This window comes from Ornithinimicrobium tianjinense (assembly GCF_014636495.1).
Lineage (GTDB): Bacteria > Actinomycetota > Actinomycetes > Actinomycetales > Dermatophilaceae > Ornithinicoccus > Ornithinicoccus tianjinensis.
In genome coordinates this window covers 84106-104218 of record NZ_BMEM01000003.1, presented here as the reverse complement: position 1 = coordinate 104218, position 20113 = coordinate 84106, and the positions used below count along the sequence as shown (strand labels likewise).

The following is a 20113-nucleotide window of genomic DNA, read 5'->3' as shown; positions in this document are numbered from 1 at the left end:
CCGGTCCCGGCCGCGGTCGGCCCGCCGCTCAGTCCTGCTCGGTGGCAGCACCGGGCTGGGCCACCTTCCAGACGATCTCGTCGAGCGGTGTCGTCGCGACGCCGGCACGGACGAGCTCGTGGTGCAGGATCGGCGTCAGGGTGCGGATGTAGGTCGCGGTCAGGTGGCTGCCCTGACGGAAGAGCAGCACCCCGCCGACGACCGGTGGGCAGGCCGGCTCGGGCCCGGCGCCCGGGCAGACCCAGCGGTCCATCGAGATGAACGGCGCGTCCAGCTCCTCGGCGGCGAGCTTCAGCGCCTTCGTGCCGGAGCCCGTGCCGCTGGCGTACGAGCAGACGCTGTAGTCGTCCGGGTTGGCCTCCACGCACTCGTAGGAGGTCATCTCCTCGGAGGGCATGTCCTTGGGGTTCGGCGCGGGGTTGTCGCCGAGGATGACCACCTCGGCGCCCGCGTCGATGGCGGGCTGCAGGTGCGCGACGAGGGAGTCGGCGAGGCTCTGTCCGCCCGACCTGACCATCGAGGTGAAGATCAGGTCAGGGGCGTGCTCGGGCGAGGCGAGCCGCTCGGAGAGCGCCTCGTTGTAGGCGACGCAGTCGGCCTCCATGGCGACGCTGGCGAACCCGCACGCCGACTTGGTGTACAGCTTGATCCGCCAACCCTCCACCTTGGCGATGGGCTCCAGGGCGGAGATCCACTGCAGCGCCTTGGAGTCGCCCACGAGGGCCACGTCGACGTCTCCCTCGAGGTCGCCGAAGAAGCAGGCGTCCTCGTCGGGCAGCTCGGGGTCGCCCGCACGCACCTGGCACCCAGCACCGTAGGCCGCCGACGCGGTGTCCTTGGTGGCCAGGGCCGGGTCGGGCGTGATCGGGCCCGTGGTGGTGAACAGCCGTTCGGGGTCGGGGATCAGGCTCAGCTTCTCGCTGGTCGGGTCGGCCACGAGACCGATCGCGCCCGCGTCCGCGGCGACCGCCTCCAGGTCCGCGGTGTCGAGCCTCGGGGCGGAGAGGATGAGCGCCGCGCCGGCGGCGGCCGAGGCCACCATGCTCGTGGCCCCGTAGAACAGCGCGCGCCGGGTGCTGCGCGCGAGCAGGGGGTGGAAGCGGATCGGGTTCTCGACCAGGCGCAGGCTCAGCCAGGCCAGCACGACCGACAGCGCCGCGACAGCCAGACGGGCCTTGAGCCCCGACCCCGGACGGGCGGCCTCCAGGAGCTGGAGGGCGGGCCAGTGCCACAGGTAGAGGCTGTAGGAGAGCGCGCCGAAGAAGCGCATCGGCCGCACGCCGAGGAGGCGGGCCGGCAGGATGTCGGGGGAGGCGATGCCGGCGGCGATCACGGCGGCCGTGCCGAGCACGGGCAGGGCGGCCGCGCTGCCGGGCCAGGGGGTCTGCGTGCTGATGGAGACGAGGGTCGCGCCGATCATCACGAGGCCGGCCCACGTCAGCAGGGTGGCGACCAGGGAGGGTAGCCGCAGCAGCCACGGGGTGAGCAGGACGAGCAGAGCGCCGATGCCAAGCTCCCAGATCCGGGTGGTCGTCGCGAAGTAGGCGATGCCGGGGGAGCTGGCGGTGGAGACCACGGACCACGCGAAGGACGCGGCCACCACGAGGACGAGGGCGACCGTCAGCACCCGCCGCAGCCGCAGGCGGAGCCGACGGGTCAGCCAGAGCACCAGCAGGATGAGCAGCGGCCAGACGACGTAGAACTGCTCCTCGACGGACAGCGACCAGTAGTGCTGCAGCAGCGAGGGGTCGGCGTCCTCGGCCAGGTAGTCGACCTGACGGAACGCGAGGAGCCAGTTGACGACATACATCGTCGCGCCGACGACGTCGGCGCCCAGGGTGGCGTGCCGGCTCGGCGGGAGGACCAGCCAGCCCGCCACGGCGGTCACCAGCAGCACGAGGGTGGCTGCGGGCAGCAGCCGTCGGGCGCGGCGGGCGTAGAACTTCGGCAGCGAGACGTGGCCGGTCGCCGTCGCCTCCTTCACCAGCTGGCTGGTGATGAGGTAGCCGGAGATGACGAAGAAGACGTCCACCCCGGCGAAGCCGCCGCTGAGCCCCGGCACGCCGGCGTGGTAGAGGAGCACCATGAGGACCGCGATGGCCCGCAGGCCCTCGATGTCCCCGCGCAGGGCCGCCCTCGGCGGGTGCGCAGCCCGGGCGGCAGGCGCCTCAGTCGCGGCCGTAGAGGTCACGGGTGTAGAGCTTGTCGCCGAAGGAGCGGGCGGCGTCGTCGAGACGGTTGGCGATGATCACGTCGGACAGCTCCGTGAACTGGTCGAGGTCGCGGACGACGCGGGCCCCCTGGAAGGTGGCCTCGGTCAGGGCGGGTTCGTGGATGAGGATCTCGGTGCCCCGGGCCTGCAGCCGCGACATGACGCCCTGGATGGAGGAGGCGCGGAAGTTGTCCGAGCCGGCCTTCATGATGAGGCGGTAGATGCCGACCCGGCGGGGGTGCCGCTCGGCGATGTCCGCGGCGATGAAGTCCATCCGGGTGGTGTTGGCGTCGACGATCGCGGTGATGAGCGTCTGGGGGACGTCGCCGTAGTTGGCGAGCAGCTGCCGCGTGTCCTTGGGCAGGCAGTAGCCGCCGTAGCCGAAGGAGGGGTTGTTGTAGTGCGCGCCGATGCGCGGGTCGAGGCCGACGCCCTCGATGATCTGACGCGTGTCGAGCCCGCGGGTGGCGGCGTAGGTGTCCAGCTCGTTGAAGTAGGCGACGCGCATCGCCAGGTAGGTGTTGGCGAAGAGCTTGATGGCCTCGGCCTCGGTGGGGCCGGTCAGCAGGACCGGCACCTCCTTGTCGACGGCGCCCTCCAGGAGCAGGTCCGCCACGAGACGGCCGTGCTCGCCGGTGTCGCCCACGATGATGCGCGAGGGGTGGAGGTTGTCGTAGAGGGCGCGGCCCTCGCGGAGGAACTCCGGGGAGAACAGGACCGTCGCGCCCGGGTGCTCGCCGCGCAGACGCTCGGTGAAACCGACCGGGATGGTGGACTTGATGACCACGACCGCCTCGGGGGCGTGGGCCAGGACGTCGGTGAGGACCTTCTCGACGGAGGAGGTGTCGAAGAAGTTGGTCTCGGTGTCGTAGTCCGTGGGCGTGGCGATGACGACGACGTCGGCGTCCGCGTAGGCGTCGGCGGGGTCGGTGGTGGCGCGCAGGTCCAGGTGGTTGTTCGCGAGGTAGTCCGACAGCTCGGGATCCACGATCGGGGAGACGCGGTCGTTGATCAGCGCGACCTTCTCGGCGTTGATGTCCAGGGCCACGACCTCGTGGTGCTGGGACAGGATCACCGCGTTGGACAGGCCGACGTAACCGGTGCCGGCGATCGCGATCTTCATGAGACTCCTTCGGTCGGGTCGCCGCTCAGTGTAGGCGCGGTGCCTCCGCGACTCTCCCACCTACGCTGGGAGGGTGCGTCGTCTCCTGACCCACCAACCGGTGCGCTACCTCCTCGTCGCCGGGACGACCTCTGTCTTCTACCTGGGGCTGGTCGCCGCCGGGCTCGGCCTCGGGCTGCACTACCTGGTCGCGATCGCGCTGGCGCACGCCGTCGCGATGACCTGCGCGTTCCCGGCATACCGGAGCCTGGTCTTCGAGTCCAGGGGTCGGTGGCCCTCGGACCTGTGGCGCTTCGTGTCGGTGTGGTCCTCGGGGATGGTGGCCGGCTTCGTGGGGACCCCCTTCCTCGTCGAGGTCGTCGGTATGCAGCCCTTCCCCGCCCAGGTGCTCGCCATCGCCGTCATCGCGGTCGGGAGCTACCTGGGTCACCGCTTCTTCTCCTTCCGGCACCGCGCCTGAGGGCGTCGTCGACGGATTGGACCCTGCCCGTGCCGGGCCGGTAAAGTGGCGGGGTTCACTCACACCCGTTCCCGTCGGCACCCACGTGCCTGTGGACAACGCCTGCGGGTCCGGTCCGGACCTGGCAGGGTGGGGGTGGGTGAGCGCACCGTATGTAGCCCTCCTGTCACGGAGAGACCGTGACCGCCAAGACCGAAGGAGGTGGGTTCACGCATGCGTCAGTACGAGCTGATGATCATCCTCGACCCCGAGACCGACGAGCGTAACCTCCAGACCAACCTGGAGAAGCTGCTCGCCGTCGTGCCGAAGGAGGGTGGCTCTGTCGACGAGATCGACGTCATGGGTCGCCGCCGGCTGGCCTACGAGATCAAGAAGCAGGCCGAGGGGATCTACGCGGTGGTCATGATGACCGCCGAGCCCGCGACCGCCCAGGAGCTCGACCGCCAGCTCGGTCTCAACGAGACCGTCCTGCGGACCAAGCTGCTCCGCCGCGACGCCTGAGTCGCACCCCCCACCACGGATCACGGATCAAGGACGACACATGGCCGGAGAGACCCCCATCACCGTCGTCGGCAACCTGACCGCCGACCCCGAGCTGCGCTTCACCCCCAGCGGTGCGGCCGTCGCCAACTTCACGGTGGCGTCCACCCCGCGCACGTTCGACCGTCAGGCCAACGACTTCAAGGACGGCGAGACGCTGTTCATGCGGTGCTCGGTGTGGCGTGAGGCTGCGGAGCACGCGACGGAGTCGCTGCACCGCGGTGACCGCGTCATCGTCACCGGTCGTCTGGTGTCCCGCTCCTGGCAGACGCCGGAGGGCGAGAACCGCACCGTCATGGAGATGCAGGTCGACGAGGTCGGCCCGTCCCTCCGCTACGCCACGGCCCAGGTGACCAAGGCGCAGCGTCAGGGCGGCGGCGACTGGAACCGTCAGGGCGGCCAGCCCGGCGGTGGCCAGAGCCCCCAGGGCAACCAGGGCGGCTGGGGCAACCAGGGCGGTCAGCAGACCGGTGGTCAGCAGGGCGGCGCGCCCGGCGGCCAGCAGTCCGGTCAGCGCGCTCCCGAGTCCGACCCGTGGGCCACCGGTGGCGCGAGCAACGCCGGCGGCGGCCAGGGTGGTGGCTGGGGCGGGGCCCCGTCCTACGACGAGCCCCCGTTCTGATCCACCTGATCTCTCAGCCCTCACCGGGCACACCCAGAAGAACAACCCATCCCGAGCACAGCTCGGGCTCTCACGAAAGGGGAGAGCACCACGATGGCCAAGCCCGTTGTGCGTAAGCCCAAGAAGAAGGCGAACCCGCTGAAGTCCGCCAAGATCGAGGCGATCGACTACAAGGACACCGCGCTGCTGCGCAAGTTCATCTCCGACCGCGGCAAGATCCGCGCTCGTCGCGTGACCGGTGTCTCCGTCCAGGAGCAGCGCCGCATCGCCAACGCCGTGAAGAACGCGCGTGAGATGGCGCTGCTGCCCTACTCCAGCTCGGCTCGCTGAGCCGGATCAGCCGAAAGGACACCAGCCATGAAGCTGATTCTCACCCAGCCCGTCTCGGGTCTCGGCGTCGCCGGTGACGTCGTCGAGGTCAAGGACGGCTATGCCCGCAACTTCCTGCTGCCCCGCAAGGTGGCGACCGCCTGGACCAAGGGCGGCCAGAAGCAGGTCGAGGCGATCACCAAGGGCCGCGAGAAGCGTGCCCTGAAGACCGCCGAGGACGCAGCCGCCGCCAAGGCCTCGCTCGAGGGCACCACCGTCACCGTGCCGGCGCGCGCCGGCCAGGGCGGTCGCCTCTTCGGCGCGGTCACCCCGACGGAGATCGCCGAGGCGATCGTCGCCGCCGGCGGCCCGCAGGTCGACAAGCGCCGCATCGAGGTCACCACCCCGATCCGCACGCTCGGCACCCACACCGTCCACGTGCGCCTGCACGACGACGTGTCCGCCGACGTGAAGGTCGACGTCGTAGCCGCCTGAGCATCACCCTGAGGGCCCCGGTCACCGCCGCACGGTGGCCGGGGCCCTGTGCTGTGCGCCCGGCAGGGTAGGGTCCCGGCGCATGGGGAACGTGCAGAATGGCACGAGCGCGTGGGGAACGCGCCTGAGGACGTGGCGCCTGAGGCCGTGGTGGTCGCGCTCGGGGCAGTCGGAGCGTCGGGTCGCCGAGCTGGAGAAGCAGGTCGACACCCTGCAGCGCAAGCTGACCTACCACCGCAACCTGAGCAAGCAGCGCGCCGCGCAGCTGCAGCTGCTGGCTCCGTCACAGGGATCGGTGCCGGAGGCGGGCTCGGAGCTGACGGAGGAGGCTCGGCGGCTGCTGGGCCTGCCCAGCCACCTCGCGCAGATGGCCATGTGGCGCCGCGACATCAACAGGGCTCGTCAGGCGCGAGACGCCACCGACGTCCGGGTCGGCATGAACCGGAAGCTGGCGATGTACCGCCTGGCCGAGAGCCACGGGCTGAGGGTGCCCCGGATCTACGGTCTCTGGGAGACACCGGAGGAGATCGACTGGGATGCGCTCCCGGACGATGTCGTCCTCAAGAGCGACCGCGGCGCCGCAGGCCGCGGCGTGCTGCCGCTGCGGCGCGAAGGTGACGGATATCGCCTCGTCGGCCAGAAGCGCGCCTACGCCCCCAGGCGCTTCGTCGGCCAGCTCCGCGAGCGTGCGGACGCCGGCTCCCTGGCGGGCCCGTTCTTCGCCGAGGAGCTCATGCCGCTCGAGGGTGAGTCGCTGCCGCACGACATCAAGGTCTACGCCTTCTACGGTGAGGTCGGGCAGGTCCTCGTCAGGGGGGTGCGTCGGCACGGAGACAGCAGGGGTGCCCGTTGGCGATACCTCGACGCCGAGGGGCACGACCTCGGCGCGGTGAGCGCCACGAACGAGGTCGACCCCACCCTGCCCGTCCCGACGCGCCTGCGCGAGTGTGTGGAGGCGGCCCGCGCCCTCTCGGTCGCGGCGCCGGTGCCTTTCGTCCGGGTTGACCTCTACGACCGTCCGGACGGCCTCTGGTTCGGCGAGCTGACGATCACCCCCGGTGGGCCGCAGGTCTACACGGCCGTGCACGACGCAAGGCTGGGTCAGCTCTGGGAGGAGGCGGCCTACCGGCTCCACCGCGACCTCAGGGCAGGTCGTCCGCCGACCTTGACCTACGGTGCGCACGCGATCCGCACCCCGGACGCGGAGTCGGTCGCCCAGCGCTCGCGCTAGTCGCCGAGCCTCACGTCCCAGGCGATCTCCTCGACCGGTGTCCGAGCGATCCCCGCCTCGGCCAGTGCGGCGTGCAGGTAGGGGGTCAGGGTGCGGACGTAGGAGTCGGTCAGGTGGCTGCCCTCGCGCAGCACGAGCACGCCGCCGATGACCAGGGGGCAGCGAGGCTGCTCGTCCGGGGCGCCGGGCACGGCCGTGCCCGGCGGGCAGATCCAGCGGGTGAGGTCGACCAGCGTCGAGCCCTCCAGTTGGGCGTGCGCCTCCTCGATCGAGGCGGTCCCGCGACCCGCGCGCTCGCTGAAGGAGCAGGTGCCGTACTCGTCCGGGTGCTCGGCCACGCAGGTGTACCACGGCTGACCGTCGACCCACTCCTCCTTCTCGCCCACGGGGTTGTCCGCGACGAGGACGACCTGAGCACCCGCGCGCACGGCCGGCGCGAGGTTGTCGGCCAGCTCGGCACCCAGGCTCTCGGCCCGGTCGCCGAGCGAGGTGAGGATGAGGTCGGGCGTGCGCTCCCCGTCGGCCAGGTGCGAGCGCAGCGCGGCGTTGTAGGTCAGGCACTCGTCGTACTGGCCGCTCGTGGTGAAGCCGCAGGCGGACTTGGTGTAGACCTTCACCCGCCAGCCCTCGACCTCGGCCACGGCCTCGACCGCCGAGAACCACTGGAGCATCTTGGAGTCGCCGACCAGGGCCACCTCGACGTCCGAGCCGGGCTCGCCGTAGACGCACTCGTCCTCGGGGGGGACGGTCACCACCTCGGGCGCGACCTGGCACCCGTCCGGGTAGGCGACGGGGGTGTCCTTGGGGGCCCGGGCCGGTGCGGGCACGACAGTGCCGGACGAGGTGTAGGCGGCGGCGGGGTCGTCGAGCAGCTCGGGCTGACCCGTCCCGCGCGAGGCGGGGACCGACAGCGCCACGGCCCCCGGACCGGACGGCGCCGAGGAGCACGCGCCCACCAGGGCGACCACGACGAGGAGCAGCGCCGTCGCGAGCGGGCGCCGGCCCGGGGGTCGGTACGTCGGGGTCACGGCGGGACAGCGTACGCGCCACGGGTGAGGATCACGCCCTCCCTCCGCCCGGTAGGATCGGGGGACCCACGTCAGCGACCACCCGGAGGAGGGCCCCGTGATCGCTGTTCTCGTCCTGGGTCACCTGGTCGCCGCGGTCGCCGCGCCCACCCTCGTGCGTCTCCTCGGCCCCCGGGCCTTCCTGGTCGTCGCCCTCGCGCCCGCCGCCACCGTCGTGTGGGCAGCGGCGCAGCTGAGCGGCGCGACCGACCCCCGGACCGGTGGTCTGGTCCAGAGCGTGACCTGGGTCGACGACCTCGGGATCGACCTGGCGTTCCGCCTCGACACCCTCGCGTGGGTGATGACGCTCGTCGTCGCCGGCGTCGGGGCGCTGGTCCTGGTCTACTGCTCGCACTACGTCGACGACGACGACCACGGTCGGGTGTCCGTGCTCGCGGGCTGTCTCGTCGGTTTCGCCGGCGCCATGCTCGGCGTGGTCACGGCCGACGACCTGCTGATGCTCTACGTCTTCTGGGAGATCACCACCGTCCTGAGCTACCTGCTCATCGGCTACCACTCGACGAGCTCGGCCGCCACGCGCGCCGCCAAGCAGGCGCTCGTCGTCACCACCGCCGGCGGGCTGGCGATGCTCGTCGGCATCGTGCTGCTCGGGCACGCGGGCGGGACCTACCGCGTCAGCGAGCTCCTGGCCGACCCGCCGACCGGGACCGCCGTCACGGTGGGCGTGGTCCTGCTCCTGGCTGGTGCGGTGACCAAGTCGGCGCTCGTGCCCTTCCACTTCTGGCTGCCCGGCGCCATGGTCGCCCCCACCCCCATCAGCGCCTACCTGCACGCGGCCGCGATGGTCAAGGCCGGCGTCTACCTCGTCGCCCGCCTCGCCCCGGGGTATGCCGCCCTGCCGGCCTGGCAGTTCACCGTCCTGGTCCTCGGCGGCGCGACGATGCTGCTGGGAGCCTTCCGCGCGACGCGGCAGACCGACCTCAAGTTGCTCCTGGCCTACGGCACGGTCAGCCAGCTCGGGTTCCTCGTCGTGCTGCTCGGCTACGGCAGCCCGGGCGCGACCCTGGCCGGGCTGACGCTCCTGGTCGCCCACGCCCTCTTCAAGGCCTGCCTCTTCCTCACGGTCGGCACGATCGACCACGCCACCGGCACCCGCGACATCCGACGCCTGGTCGGGATCCGCCAGAAGATGCCCTGGCTGGCGCTCTCCGCCACCCTGGCCGCCATGTCGATGGCCGGGCTGCCCGTGCTGATCGGCTTCGTCGGCAAGGAGGCGGCGATCGCCGCGCTGCTCGACCCGGCCGACGGCTGGTGGTCCCTCCGGGGCGCGGCCGCCGTGGTGGTCGTCCTCGGCTCGGTGATGACGACGGCATACTCCGTGCGGTTCGTCTGGGGGGCCTTCACCGACCGGGCGCGCCCGCCGGTGGGCAAGCCTGGTCCGCCCCGGTGGCACCGGCCGACCTGGGTGCTGGTCGCCGTGCCCGGGCTGCTCTCCGTGCTGGGGATCGTGCTCGGCGTCACCTCGACCACCCTCGAGGGCGTCGTCGAGCCGCACGTCGTGACCGTGTCCCACGTGGCCGACGCGCACCCGGTCCACCTCGGGCTCTGGCACGGGGTGAGCGCGCCGCTGCTGGTGTCGGTCGGGATCTGGCTGGCGGGCGGTCTGTGGTGGTCGGCGCAGGCACGGCGGCCGGTCGAGGTGCCCGTGCCGCTGGTGCCGTTCGACGCCGGCCGGACCTACCACCACCTGATGCGCGGGCTGGACCGGCTCGCCCTCGAGTCGACCGGCTTCCTCCAGCGCGGCTCGCTCCCCGTGCTGCTCGGCACGATCTTCGTCGTCCTGGTGGCGCTGCCCGGCTCGTGGATGCTGCTGGACCGCACGGACCTGCCCGACTCGGTGACGCCGGCCGACGGACCGGCCCAGGTGGCGGCCGGGATCATCGTCGTCGCCGCCGCGGTGCTCGCGGCCCGCGCGCGGCGCCGACTGCGGGCGGTCTTCCTCGTCAGCGTCACCGGCTACGGCACGGCCTACCTCTTCCTCCTGCACGGCGGACCGGACCTGGCCCTCACCCAGGTGCTCGTCGAGACGGTCTCGCTCGTCGTCCTCGTGCTCGTGCTGCGCCGGCTCTCCGGGCGCTTCCCCGACGACCCCACCGTGATGACGCGGCGGCTGCGCGCCCTGCTGGGCGCGGCGGTCGCGGTCGTGCTCGGTGGTGCGACGCTCGTGGCGGCCGGGTCCCGGGTCCACGAGCCGGCGGGTGCCGGGCTGGCGCCCAGGGCGGTCGACTACGGCGGCGGCTACAACATCGTCAACGTGATCCTCGTCGACGTCCGGGCCTGGGACACGATGGGAGAGCTGTCGGTCATCCTCGCGTGCGCTACCGGCGTCGCCAGCCTGATCTTCCTCACCGACGAGAACCTCGAGCGGGTGCGCGTGGGTCTGCGCAAGGTGCGTGGCGAGCGGGGTCGTCCCGTCCGGCGCGAGGGGCAGGAGCCCTCCGGTATGCCGTGGATCCCCGGCGGCGACCTCGTCGACCAGCGGCGCCGGTCCACGATCCTCGAGATCGTCACCCACCTGGTCTTCCACACGATCGTGCTGTGGTCGGTCTACCTGCTCTTCTCCGGGCACAACCTGCCGGGCGGAGGCTTCGCCGCGGGCATCGTCGCCGGGCTGGCGCTGTGCCTGCGCTACCTCGCCGGCTACGGCGCCGAGCTGCGCGCGGCCCTGCCCGTCATGCCTCCGGTCCTGCTGGGCACCGGGCTCTTCATCGCCGGCGGCTCCGCGGTGCTGCCGATGTTCTTCGGGTCGCCGGCGCTGCGGACCTGGATCGCCGACGTGCACGTGCCCCTGCTCGGTGACGTGCACGTGGTGACCTCGCTGCTGTTCGACGTCGGCGTCTACCTCGTCGTCCTGGGCCTCATGCTCGACATCCTGCGCAGCCTGGGATCGGGCGTCGACAGCCAGATCCGGGCCGAGCAGAGCGCCGGCGCCGACCGGACGGAGGAGGTGAGCCGGTGAGCCCCAACCTGACCCTGCTGCTGGTCGCCTGCACGCTCATCGGCACCGGCGTCTACCTGTTCCTCTCGCGCTCCCTGGTCCGGGCGCTGATGGGCTTCCTGCTCATGGGCAACGGCATCAACCTGCTGTTCATCGTGGGTTCCGGTCCCGCCGGGCAGCCCCCGATCGTCGGGCACTCCGAGGGAGTGATGGCCGACCCGGTGCCGCAGGCGCTCGTCCTCACCGCCATCGTCATCACCCTGGGGATGACGGCGTTCGTGCTGGCCCTGGCCCACCGCAGCCGTCAGCTGGACGGCCTCGACCTCGTCCGCGACGACGCCGAGTCCCGCCGCATCCTGGAGTTGGCCGAGACCGACAACCTCGGCTCCGTCCCGACCGCGAGGGAGACCGCCGAGGCGATCCAGGCCGAGGGCGCGCGCACCGAGAGCCGCTTCCACGAGGAGGTGGCGCCCCCGCCGCCGGAGGAGCACGAGAAGGGGGTCGGGCGGTGATCTCGGCATACTCCTGGGTCGTCCCGCTGCTCGTGGTGCTCCCGCTCATCGGGGCCGGCCTGACACTGGCGGCGGCGGGCCGCACGGCGATCCAGCGCGCGGTCAGCCTCACCGTGCTCGGCGCGATGCTCGTGGCCGCCGCGGTCCTGCTCGTCGCGGCCGACCGGATCGGGCCGCAGGTCATGCTCGTCGGCGGGTGGCTGCCGTGGGAGGGCGTGGTCCTGGTCGTCGACCGCCTCGCCGCGCTCATGGTCATCGTGTCCACGACGGTGACGATGGCGGTCCTGGGCTACTCGATCGGCCAGGGGCAGAGCAGCTTCGACGACGAGAGCGACGGGCACTCGCCGCTGCCGGTCTTCCACCCCTCGATCCTCGTCCTCGCCGCGGGTGTCACGACGACGTTCATCTCCGGGGACCTGTTCCACCTCTACGTCGGCTTCGAGATGCTGCTGGCCGCGAGCTTCGTGCTCCTCACCCTCGGCGGCACGCCCGAGCGGGTCCGGGCAGGCACGACATACGTCCTGGTCAGTCTGCTGTCCTCGATGATCTTCCTGGTCTCGATCGGGCTGGTCTACGCCAGCACCGGCACCGTCAACCTGGCCCTGCTCTCCCAGCGGCTTGGCGACATCGACCCGGGCACGGTCGGTCTGCTGCACCTGCTGCTGCTCATCGGCTTCGCCGTCAAGGCGGCGGTCTTCCCGATGTCGGGGTGGCTGCCGGACTCCTACCCGACCGCGCCCGCGCCGGTCACGGCGGTCTTCGCCGGCCTGCTCACCAAGGTCGGCATCTACGCCATCATCCGGACCCAGACGCTGCTCTTCCCGCACTCGCGCTTCGACGACCTGCTGCTGTGGGCGGCGCTGCTGACCATGATCTTCGGCATCCTCGGCGCCATCGCCCAGGACGACATCAAGCGGATGCTGTCCTACACGCTCGTCAGCCACATCGGCTTCATGCTCTTCGGCATCGCCGTCGGCAGCACGGCCGGGCTCGCCGCGGCGATCTTCTACACGTTGCACCACATCCTCGTGCAGACCACCCTGTTCCTCGTCACGGGTCTCGTGGAGCGGGTCGGCGGCTCGACCGACACCGCCCGGCTCGGCGACCTCGCGCGCATCTCGCCGATCGTCGGTGTGCTCTTCTTCATCCCGGCCATGAACCTCGCGGGCATCCCGCCGTTCAGCGGCTTCCTCGGCAAGGTCGGACTCGTCCAGGCGGGCGTCGCGGAGGGGGGCTGGCTGCCGCTGACCGTGGTCGGCGCCTCCGTCCTGACCTCCCTGCTGACCCTGTATGCCGTCGCCCGGGTCTGGGGGCGCGCCTTCTGGTCGGAGAACCCGGAGGGCATCACCGGGCAGGGGCCGCTGCGGGGCGGGCACCACGAGGCGCTCGGGCTGGGCGTGCTCGTCCCGACCATCGCCATCGTCGTCGTCGGGGTGGGGATCACCCTCGCTGCCGGGCCGCTCTACGACGTGACGACCCGGGCGGCGGTCGACCTCGCCCTGCGGGAGCCCTACGTGGTGGCCGTCCTCCAGGGAGGTATGCCGTGACCGCCGCCGGACGCCGGGTCTCCCTGCCCGGGGTGCTCTGGCTCACCCTCGTGTGGGTGCTGCTGTGGGGCAGCTTCTCCCCGCTGACGATCGTCGGCGGTCTGGTGGTGGCCGTGCTGATCCTGCTGGCCTTCCCGCTGCCGCGGGTGACGATCGCGTTGCGGCCACGGCCGTGGCCGCTGGCGGTGCTCGTCCTGCGCTTCCTCCTCGACGTCGTGGTGTCCTCCTTCCACGTGGCCTGGCTGGCGGTGCGGCCGGGGCCGCCGGTGCGCGGTGTCGTCCTCGACATCGAGCTGGCCGGCGACGACGAGCTGCTGCAGACGATGACGGCGGAGATGGTGGCGCTCGTGCCCGGCACGGTGGTCATCGACCTGGATCCGGGGGAGCGGCTGCTGACGTTGCACGCGCTGGGCGTCACCACGCCGCGGCAGGCGCAGCAGGTGCGCTGGCGGGTCCTCGGGCAGGAGGCCCGGGTCCTGCGCGCGCTGCACCCGGACCCCGCCGGTCAGCTCGACCCGCGGCGAGGCCGCGACGAGGGGACGGTGGACGAATGAGCCTGGACCAGCTCGAGGTGGTCCTGTCCTGGGCCGTCGGGATGCTGCTCGCGACCTCCGCGCTGCTCACCCTGGCGCGCATCACGATCGGTCCGAGCGTGCTCGACCGGGTCGTCGCCAGCGACGTGCTCGTCTCGATCGTGCTCTGCGCGCTCGGGGCCCACGCCGCCCTGTCGAGCGGGTCTGCCGCGCTGCCGCTGCTCATCTCGCTCTCCCTGGTGGGTTTCATGGGGTCGGTGGCCGTGGCCCGCTTCGTGGCCCGGGACCGCGACCCCGACGCCTCCGCGCCCTACGACGAGGACGGGACGGGCCGATGAGCTGGACCGACGTCGCTGACCTCCTGGGGCTGGTGTGCCTTTTCCTCGGGGCGCTGCTGTGCCTGGCCGCCTCGATCGGCCTGCTGCGCTTCCCCGACCTGCTGACCCGGATGCACGCCGGCACCAAGCCGCAGGTGCTCGGGGTGCTCCTCGTGATCCTCGGCGTCGGACTGCGCACCCGCAGCGGCCTCGACGTCGGGATGCTGCTCCTCATCGCCCTCTTCCAGCTGCTCACGATCCCCGCCGGCGCGCACATGGTCGGCCGCGCGGGGTTCCGGACCGGGCAGGTCGCCCCGGCAGACATCCACCTCGGGCGGCGGCACCGCAGGCCGGAGGCCTGACGCCACCGTCGCCTGACCTGCCCGTCGCCTCACCTTGCCCGTCGCCACACCTGCCCGTCGCAGCCCATCTGTGGGACGCTGCTGGCATGCGCAGCCGCCACCTCAGCCGGGAGATCGCCGAGAGCCCACGTGAGGTCTACGAGTTCGCCTCCAACCCGGCCAACCTGCCGGCCTGGGCGGCGGGCCTGGCGGCCGGCGACATCGTCCAGGAGGGGGAGGCGCTCCTCGTGGAGTCGCCGATGGGTCAGGTCCGGGTCGTGTTCGTGCCGGACAACGACCTCGGGGTGCTCGACCACGACGTGACCCTGCCCTCGGGACAGACGGTGACCAACCACTTCCGGGTGCTGAGCCACCCGCACGGCGCTGAGGTCGTCTTCACGGTGCGCCAGCTCGACCTCACCGACGAGGACTTCGAGCGCGACTGCGCACGCGTCGAGGCCGACCTGGACCAGCTCAAGGGGCTGCTGGAGTCGACCTTCTGACCGTGAGGGCGGGCGGCTCGGCGAGGGTGCGGGCCACGACGCAGTAGCGCTCCGTCAGCTCGAGGAGCCGGTCGACCTTGTCGGGCGCAGCGTCCGTGTCGAGGTCGAAGACCAGGTCGACGCCGGTCAGCCCGACGGGTGCGTCCCGGTCGACGCCCAGTGTGCCGCGCGCGTCCCATGTGCCGTTCGCCGTGACCGTCGCGAGGCGCAGCTCGATCCCCATGGCGGTCGCGACGGACGAGAGGGTGACGCCGGCGCACGCCACGAGCGCCTGGAGGAGGATGTCGCCGGAGCAGGCCTGCGTGCCGTCCCCGCCGGTCGCCGGGTGCAGCCCGGCCACGACGTCACCGGCCGAGGTCGCCACCGTCGCGGTGAGGGCGGCCTGGTCCACCCTCGCCGTGGCGGTGCTCGGCGTCAGGGCGGAGGCGGGATCCTGCTGGTAACGATCCTTGAGGGGACGCTGGCGGGCGCGGAGGGCGGCGGCGGGGGATTCGGGCTGGCTCACCCGGTGATCGTCGCACTCGCGGGGCATGTGCGTCAGCGGCCCGCGCCGGTGACCAGCCAGGCGTCGCCCCGGGCCCGCCACAGCAGGCCGGCCGCGCGCACGGCCATGAACCCGGTGAACGCCACCCACAGCCACACCAGCCCCGCGACACCGACCACGCCGGAGGACCAGACGCCGAGCACCATCGGCAGGTAGGCGAGCAGGAACAGGGTCTGCGCCACCGCCAGCCAGCGGGCGTCCCCAGCGCCGATGAGCACGCCGTCGAGCACGAACGCCACCCCGGACACCGGCTGCCCCACCGCGACGACGAGCAGGGCCGCCGCCAGGGCCGCCCGGACCTCGGCGTCGGTGGTGAAGCCGTAGGGCAGCACCCGGTGCAGCGCGACGATCAGCGCACCCAGCGCCAGGCCGAACCACACGCCCCAGCGGACCATCATCCAGGTCACCGCCCTGGTCCCGGCGACGTCTCCCGCCCCGAGCGAGCGACCGGTGAGCGCCTGGGCCGCGATCGCCAGCGCGTCGAGTGCGAAGGCCAGCGCGCTCCACACCGTCATCGCGACCTGGTGGGCCGCGAGCTCGGCCACCCCCAGACCGGCCGCGACCCACGTGGTGAGCAGCAGCACCGCGCGCAGCGACAGGGTGCGCACCAGCAGCGGGACGCCGCCGAGCGCGGCGCGCAGCACGCCGGCCGCATGGAAGCGCAGCGAGGCGCCCAGCCCGCGGGCGCCGCCCAGCACGACCAGGACGAGCGCGATCGCCATACCGGACTGCGCGATGACCGTGCCCCACGCCGCCCCCGCGATGCCGAGGCCGACGCCGTGGACGAGCAGGAGGGAGAGGGCCGCGTTGGCGGTGAAGCCGACGACCGCCGCGACGAGCGGCGTGCGGGTGTCCTGCAGTCCTCGGAGCACCCCGGTGGCGGCCAGGACGACCAGCATCGGAGGTATGCCGAGGGTCGAGACCCGCAGGTACGTCACCGCCTCGGTGGTCGCCCCGGGCGTCGCGCCGAAGACCTCGACGAGCGGGTGCGCCCAGAGGGCGACGCCGACGGCTGCGAGGAAGCCGAGGACGAGGGACAGCCACAGGCCGTCGACACCCGCCGAGAGGGCGCCGGCCTGGTCACCGGCCCCGAGGCGGCGGGCGACCACGGCCGTGGTGCCGTAGGCCAGGAAGACGAAGATGTTGACCGCCGTGAGCAGCACCGCGCTGGCGACACCGAGGCCCGCGAGAGAGGTGGTGCCGAGGAAGCCGACGATCGCCGAGTCGGCGAGGAGGAAGAGCGGCTCGGCCACCAGGGCAAGGAAGGCGGGGACCGCGAGGCGGAGCACCTCACGCCGCATCTCCGGGCCGGGTCGGGGCGCGGGAGGCGGAGGTGTGGTCACCGGGCAGAGTCTGCCAAAGAAGTTTTTCTCCACAGGCTGTGGGTGGTGTCGGCGCAGGTCAGCCCGGCTGACGTCGAGGAAATTGGTCCGTCGTCCACAGGGCTGTCGACAGCTGTCCACCGGCAGTGGCCACCCGGTCCACGACGCCTCCACACGTTGTGCACACCTCGTCCACAGGGCACGTTGAGCTGCGGGGGCAGCGGACGTACGGTGTCGCGGATGACATGTCTTCACGCCTTCCTCGGGGGGTCGCACAGAGGTGTGTCGGTGGTCCGTGATGGTCTTGGCCTCGTCGGTTCGGGTCGGTCGAGCAAGCTGGAGGGTGCATGTCGCTGAGCGAGCTCGAGCAGGCGTACGGCGGGGGCTCGGGGACCCCGCCCGAGGAGCGTCTGCCGCCGCAGGACGTCGCCGCGGAGCAGAGCGCGCTCGGCGCGATGCTGCTGTCCAAGGACGCGATCGGGGAGTGCTCGGAGGTCGTCAAGCCGGTCGACTTCTACCGGCCGGCCCACGAGCGCATCTACGAGGCGATCGTCGACCTGTTCGGCCGGGGCGAGCCCGTCGACGCCATCACCGTCTCGGACGAGCTGACCAAGCGCGGTGACCTCGCGAGGGTGGGTGGCACGGCATACCTGCACCAGCTCATCGCCCAGGTGCCGACGGCCGCGAACGCGGCCTACTACGCCGAGATCGTGGCCGAGCGCGCCGTGCTGCGGCGCCTCGTGGAGGCGGGCACGCGGATCGTGCAGATCGGCTACGGCGGGGGAGACGTCGAGGAGATCGTCAACCAGGCCCAGGCCGAGGTGTATGCCGTGGCCGACAAGCGCGGCGGCGAGGACTACCACGCGCTGGGCGACCTGATCCCGGCGGCGACGGACGAGATCGAGCACAACGCGTCGTCGACGGGGGAGATGGTGGGCGTGCCCACCGGCTTCACCGACCTCGACGAGCTCACGAACGGCCTGCACCCGGGGCAGATGATCATCGTGGCGGCGAGGCCGGCCGTGGGAAAATCCACCTTCGCTTTAGACGTTGCTCGGGCGGCTGCCATCAAGCACAAGCTGGCGACCGTCGTCTTCTCCCTGGAGATGAGCCGCACCGAGATCGCGATGCGCCTCCTGTCGGCGGAGTCGGAGATCCCGCTGCAGAACATGCGCAAGGGCAACATGCGCGACCGCGACTGGACCAAGCTCGCGGAGACGCAGGGGCGGATCCACGACGCGCCGCTGTTCATCGACGACTCGCCCAACATGTCGCTGATGGAGATCCGCGCCAAGTGCCGCCGCCTCAAGCAGCGGCACAACCTCAAGATGGTGATCGTCGACTACCTGCAGCTGATGAGCTCGGGCAAGCGCGTCGAGTCACGTCAGCAGGAGGTCGCGGAGTTCTCCCGTGCGCTCAAGCTGCTGGCCAAGGAGCTCGAGGTGCCGCTGATCGCGCTGTCGCAGCTCAACCGTGGTCCTGAGCAGCGTACGGACAAGAAGCCGCAGATGAGCGACCTTCGCGAGTCGGGCTCGATCGAACAAGATGCTGACGTGGTCATCCTGCTGCACCGGGAGTCCCTCTACGAGCGGGAGTCACCACGCGAGGGCGAGGCGGACGTGATCGTGGCCAAGCACCGCAACGGCCCGACCGACACGGTGGTCGTGGCGTTCCAGGGTCACTACAGCCGGTTCACCAACATGGCGAGCAATTTCTGACGATCACTCACACCGCGCCTAGACCGAACCGCCCCGCCCGGAACGCCTCGACGAAGTGCGCGTGGTCGGCGCGCACCTGCGCGGCATACTCCATACCTCTCGCGGCCACCCACTCCATGAACTCGGTCCGCCCGCCCTCGACCGACGCCGCGACAGCCTCCTCGACCTGGAAGTCCACGAGGTCCTGCTCGCTGTCCTCGTCGGAGGCGCAGTGGATCTTGGCCGTGGCCTGCCCGAGCTGCCGCACGACGACGCCGATCTCCTCGGGCTCGGTGAGGTCGGCCCACGGCAGACCCAGCTCGTAGGGCGAGACCTCGGAGACGACGAACCCGACGCCGTCGACTGTCGTGTGCCCGAGCAGTGCGTCGGTGTGGGCCTGGAGGGCCCGCTGGCTGACCACGGTCCGGTGCGCCTCGTGCTCGAACGCACCCTCCACCGCCTCGCTGTCGACGAACCGGCTCAGCGCGGGCACGCTCGCCTGCTTCATCTGCACGACGACGTCGTTCTCGAGGGCCTGGCTGTGGCCCTCCAGCAGCAGGTTGTAGCTCGTCTGACCGGCACTGCCGATGCCGTGCGTCTGCGTGAGCACCACGTCGCGCACGTCGTAGAAGACCGGGATCCGGCTCCGCTTGTCATCGGGGATCGACGGGAGGTAGCGATCGAAGGCGTCGAGGACCTTCGCGCGCTCGTCCTTCCCGAGGTGGCGCCTCCCGCCGCCCTCGGTGAACACGCGTCGGTGGTCCTCGACGACGGTCAGCGAGTCGAGCAGGTCGACGCGACGCGTCTCGCGGGCCTGCTGCAGGACGCCGAGCACCGCCCCCTTGGCGTTGTCGAGACGCAGCGCGAACTCGGTGTCGTCCGGGGTGTCGAGGTAGTGGTTGACCTGCCGAAGGTAGGAGCGCACGTAGGTCTGCACCAGGCCGCTCACCTCCTCGTCCGGAAGCGCCTTCTGCCATCCCAGGAGCGCCAGCGACGTCGCGAACCGCAGCAGGTCCCAGGTGTAGTGCCCGACGTAGGCCTCGTCGAAGTCGTTCACGTCGAAGACCAGGCGCCCGGCCGAGTCGAGGTACGTCCCGAAGTTCTCGACGTGCAGGTCACCGTGCACCCAGATCCGCGAGGAGCGCTCGTCGACCCACGGCGCCTCGAGCCGGACGACGTCACGGTAGAAGAGCGGCGCTGATCCCCGGTAGAAGGAGTGCGGGTCGTGCGCCATGCTGCGGAACTTCGTCCGGTATGCCGCGGGCGCTCCCCTCATCGCCTCGCCGAAGGCGTCGTGGAGCACGTCCACGACGACGCGGCTGCGGGCGCCGTCCGACCGGGTCTGCGACATGAGTGGACCCTAGACCGTGCTCTACGCGGAGGCCGTTCTACCGGCCCCGTCGTCGTCCTGCGCTTCGTCCTGACCGTGCAGCTCCCGGTTCGCCTCCGCCGCGAACCGGACCAGGTCCTCCCGCTCCGGGGCGGTGGGCTCGTGGTCCATCCCGAACTCGGCCCCGATGGGCAGCTGGATCAGGTTCTCGTCGGCCGGATCGCTCCACCCCTCGGCACCTGCGCCCTGGCCGGCGCCCTCAGGCTCGAGCTTGCGCTGGGCCTGGCCCGTCTCGGTGAGGGTGGTCCGGTCGTCATTCGCACCGGTGGAGGAGCCCACGGGCACGTCGTCCTCGTCTCGATCTTCCGGCATGAGCTCTCGCATCTCGTCTCCTCAGCGCGTCGGGTGACAGCCACTCTACGGACGTTCGCCCCGCCGGGCAGGTGCCA

The 20113-nt window shown here is 71.6% G+C and carries 21 protein-coding genes; 14 read left to right on the top strand and 7 right to left on the bottom strand.

The annotated features are described in order from the left end of the window. Window positions 1-28: 28 nt before the first annotated feature. Both IEV65_RS10320 and IEV65_RS10315 read right to left on the bottom strand, forming a co-directional pair. Window positions 29-2191 (bottom strand): acyltransferase family protein, encoded by a 2163-nt coding sequence (locus tag IEV65_RS10320; protein WP_188430485.1) that lies wholly within the window; start codon window positions 2189-2191, stop codon window positions 29-31. Beyond that, a complete protein-coding gene (locus IEV65_RS10315; protein WP_188430484.1) occupies window positions 2169-3335 on the bottom strand; it encodes a nucleotide sugar dehydrogenase in 1167 nt (388 codons plus the stop codon). The genes IEV65_RS10320 and IEV65_RS10315 overlap by 23 nt, the downstream gene beginning before the upstream one ends. Before the next feature lie 73 nt (window positions 3336-3408). Between IEV65_RS10315 and IEV65_RS10310 the strand changes: the two genes are divergently transcribed. From IEV65_RS10310 to IEV65_RS10285, 6 genes are all read left to right on the top strand, one after another. Beyond that, a complete protein-coding gene (locus IEV65_RS10310) occupies window positions 3409-3795 on the top strand; it encodes a GtrA family protein (protein ID WP_188430482.1) in 387 nt (128 codons plus the stop codon). Window positions 3796-4008: 213 nt separating this feature from the next. Beyond that, window positions 4009-4296 (top strand): 30S ribosomal protein S6, encoded by a 288-nt coding sequence (rpsF, locus tag IEV65_RS10305; protein ID WP_188430480.1) that lies wholly within the window; start codon window positions 4009-4011, stop codon window positions 4294-4296. Window positions 4297-4336: 40 nt separating this feature from the next. Beyond that, window positions 4337-4957: a single-stranded DNA-binding protein gene (locus IEV65_RS10300; RefSeq protein WP_188430478.1), complete on the top strand. Its 621-nt coding sequence runs from the start codon at window positions 4337-4339 to the stop codon at window positions 4955-4957. 93 nt (window positions 4958-5050) lie between these two features. Further along, window positions 5051-5287 carry a 30S ribosomal protein S18 gene (rpsR, locus tag IEV65_RS10295; protein WP_097189144.1) on the top strand — a complete coding sequence of 79 codons (237 nt, stop codon included), beginning with the start codon at window positions 5051-5053 and terminating at the stop codon, window positions 5285-5287. Between the two features lie 27 nt (window positions 5288-5314). Then, the gene (gene rplI / locus IEV65_RS10290) at window positions 5315-5761 is read left to right on the top strand and encodes a 50S ribosomal protein L9 (protein ID WP_188430476.1); all 447 of its coding nucleotides are present in this window, start codon (window positions 5315-5317) and stop codon (window positions 5759-5761) included. An 82-nt stretch (window positions 5762-5843) separates the two neighbouring features. Further along, window positions 5844-6992, top strand: a complete 1149-nt coding sequence (locus tag IEV65_RS10285) for an ATP-grasp fold amidoligase family protein (RefSeq protein WP_188430474.1) — start codon at window positions 5844-5846, stop codon at window positions 6990-6992. Here the strand turns inward: IEV65_RS10285 and IEV65_RS10280 are convergent. Next, window positions 6989-8020 (bottom strand): SGNH hydrolase domain-containing protein, encoded by a 1032-nt coding sequence (locus IEV65_RS10280; protein WP_188430472.1) that lies wholly within the window; start codon window positions 8018-8020, stop codon window positions 6989-6991. The genes IEV65_RS10285 and IEV65_RS10280 overlap by 4 nt on opposite strands. Window positions 8021-8117: 97 nt before the next feature. On the opposite strand from IEV65_RS10280, the gene IEV65_RS10275 reads away from it, so the two are divergent. The 7 genes from IEV65_RS10275 (at window position 8118) to IEV65_RS10245 (ending at window position 14771) form a co-directional block, all read left to right on the top strand. Then, the gene (locus IEV65_RS10275; RefSeq protein ID WP_229735175.1) at window positions 8118-11039 is read left to right on the top strand and encodes a Na+/H+ antiporter subunit A; all 2922 of its coding nucleotides are present in this window, start codon (window positions 8118-8120) and stop codon (window positions 11037-11039) included. Continuing rightward, the gene (locus tag IEV65_RS10270; RefSeq protein WP_188430470.1) at window positions 11036-11530 is read left to right on the top strand and encodes a Na(+)/H(+) antiporter subunit C; all 495 of its coding nucleotides are present in this window, start codon (window positions 11036-11038) and stop codon (window positions 11528-11530) included. Before IEV65_RS10275 ends, IEV65_RS10270 begins: the two co-directional genes overlap by 4 nt. Next, complete coding sequence (locus tag IEV65_RS10265; RefSeq protein ID WP_188430469.1) at window positions 11527-13077, top strand: Na+/H+ antiporter subunit D; 1551 nt, start codon at window positions 11527-11529, stop codon at window positions 13075-13077. The genes IEV65_RS10270 and IEV65_RS10265 overlap by 4 nt, the downstream gene beginning before the upstream one ends. After that, on the top strand, window positions 13074-13631 hold the full coding sequence (locus IEV65_RS10260; protein ID WP_188430467.1) for a Na+/H+ antiporter subunit E: 558 nt from the start codon (window positions 13074-13076) through the stop codon (window positions 13629-13631). The genes IEV65_RS10265 and IEV65_RS10260 overlap by 4 nt, the downstream gene beginning before the upstream one ends. After that, window positions 13628-13948 carry a monovalent cation/H+ antiporter complex subunit F gene (locus tag IEV65_RS10255; RefSeq protein WP_188430465.1) on the top strand — a complete coding sequence of 107 codons (321 nt, stop codon included), beginning with the start codon at window positions 13628-13630 and terminating at the stop codon, window positions 13946-13948. Before IEV65_RS10260 ends, IEV65_RS10255 begins: the two co-directional genes overlap by 4 nt. Further along, entirely contained in the window at window positions 13945-14289 is a 345-nt protein-coding gene (gene mnhG / locus IEV65_RS10250) for a monovalent cation/H(+) antiporter subunit G (protein ID WP_188430464.1), read from the top strand. Before IEV65_RS10255 ends, mnhG begins: the two co-directional genes overlap by 4 nt. Before the next feature lie 86 nt (window positions 14290-14375). Then, a complete protein-coding gene (locus IEV65_RS10245) occupies window positions 14376-14771 on the top strand; it encodes an SRPBCC family protein (RefSeq protein WP_188430463.1) in 396 nt (131 codons plus the stop codon). Here IEV65_RS10245 and IEV65_RS10240 read toward each other — a convergent pair. Continuing rightward, complete coding sequence (locus IEV65_RS10240) at window positions 14743-15276, bottom strand: OsmC family protein (RefSeq protein WP_229735174.1); 534 nt, start codon at window positions 15274-15276, stop codon at window positions 14743-14745. The two genes, IEV65_RS10245 and IEV65_RS10240, sit on opposite strands and share 29 nt — an antisense overlap. 32 nt (window positions 15277-15308) lie before the next feature. Further along, a complete protein-coding gene (locus IEV65_RS10235) occupies window positions 15309-16616 on the bottom strand; it encodes an MATE family efflux transporter (protein ID WP_188430912.1) in 1308 nt (435 codons plus the stop codon). A 368-nt stretch (window positions 16617-16984) separates the two neighbouring features. Here IEV65_RS10235 and dnaB point away from each other — a divergent pair, with 368 nt between their 5' ends. Beyond that, on the top strand, window positions 16985-18355 hold the full coding sequence (gene dnaB, locus IEV65_RS10230; protein WP_188430461.1) for a replicative DNA helicase: 1371 nt from the start codon (window positions 16985-16987) through the stop codon (window positions 18353-18355). Window positions 18356-18362: 7 nt separating this feature from the next. On the opposite strand, the gene IEV65_RS10225 is transcribed toward dnaB, so the two are convergent. Together IEV65_RS10225 and IEV65_RS10220 are read right to left on the bottom strand one after the other, a co-directional pair. After that, on the bottom strand, window positions 18363-19685 hold the full coding sequence (locus tag IEV65_RS10225; RefSeq protein WP_188430460.1) for a DUF2252 domain-containing protein: 1323 nt from the start codon (window positions 19683-19685) through the stop codon (window positions 18363-18365). 21 nt (window positions 19686-19706) lie between these two features. After that, the gene (locus tag IEV65_RS10220; protein ID WP_188430458.1) at window positions 19707-20048 is read right to left on the bottom strand and encodes a hypothetical protein; all 342 of its coding nucleotides are present in this window, start codon (window positions 20046-20048) and stop codon (window positions 19707-19709) included. Between the last annotated feature and the right edge of the window lie 65 nt (window positions 20049-20113).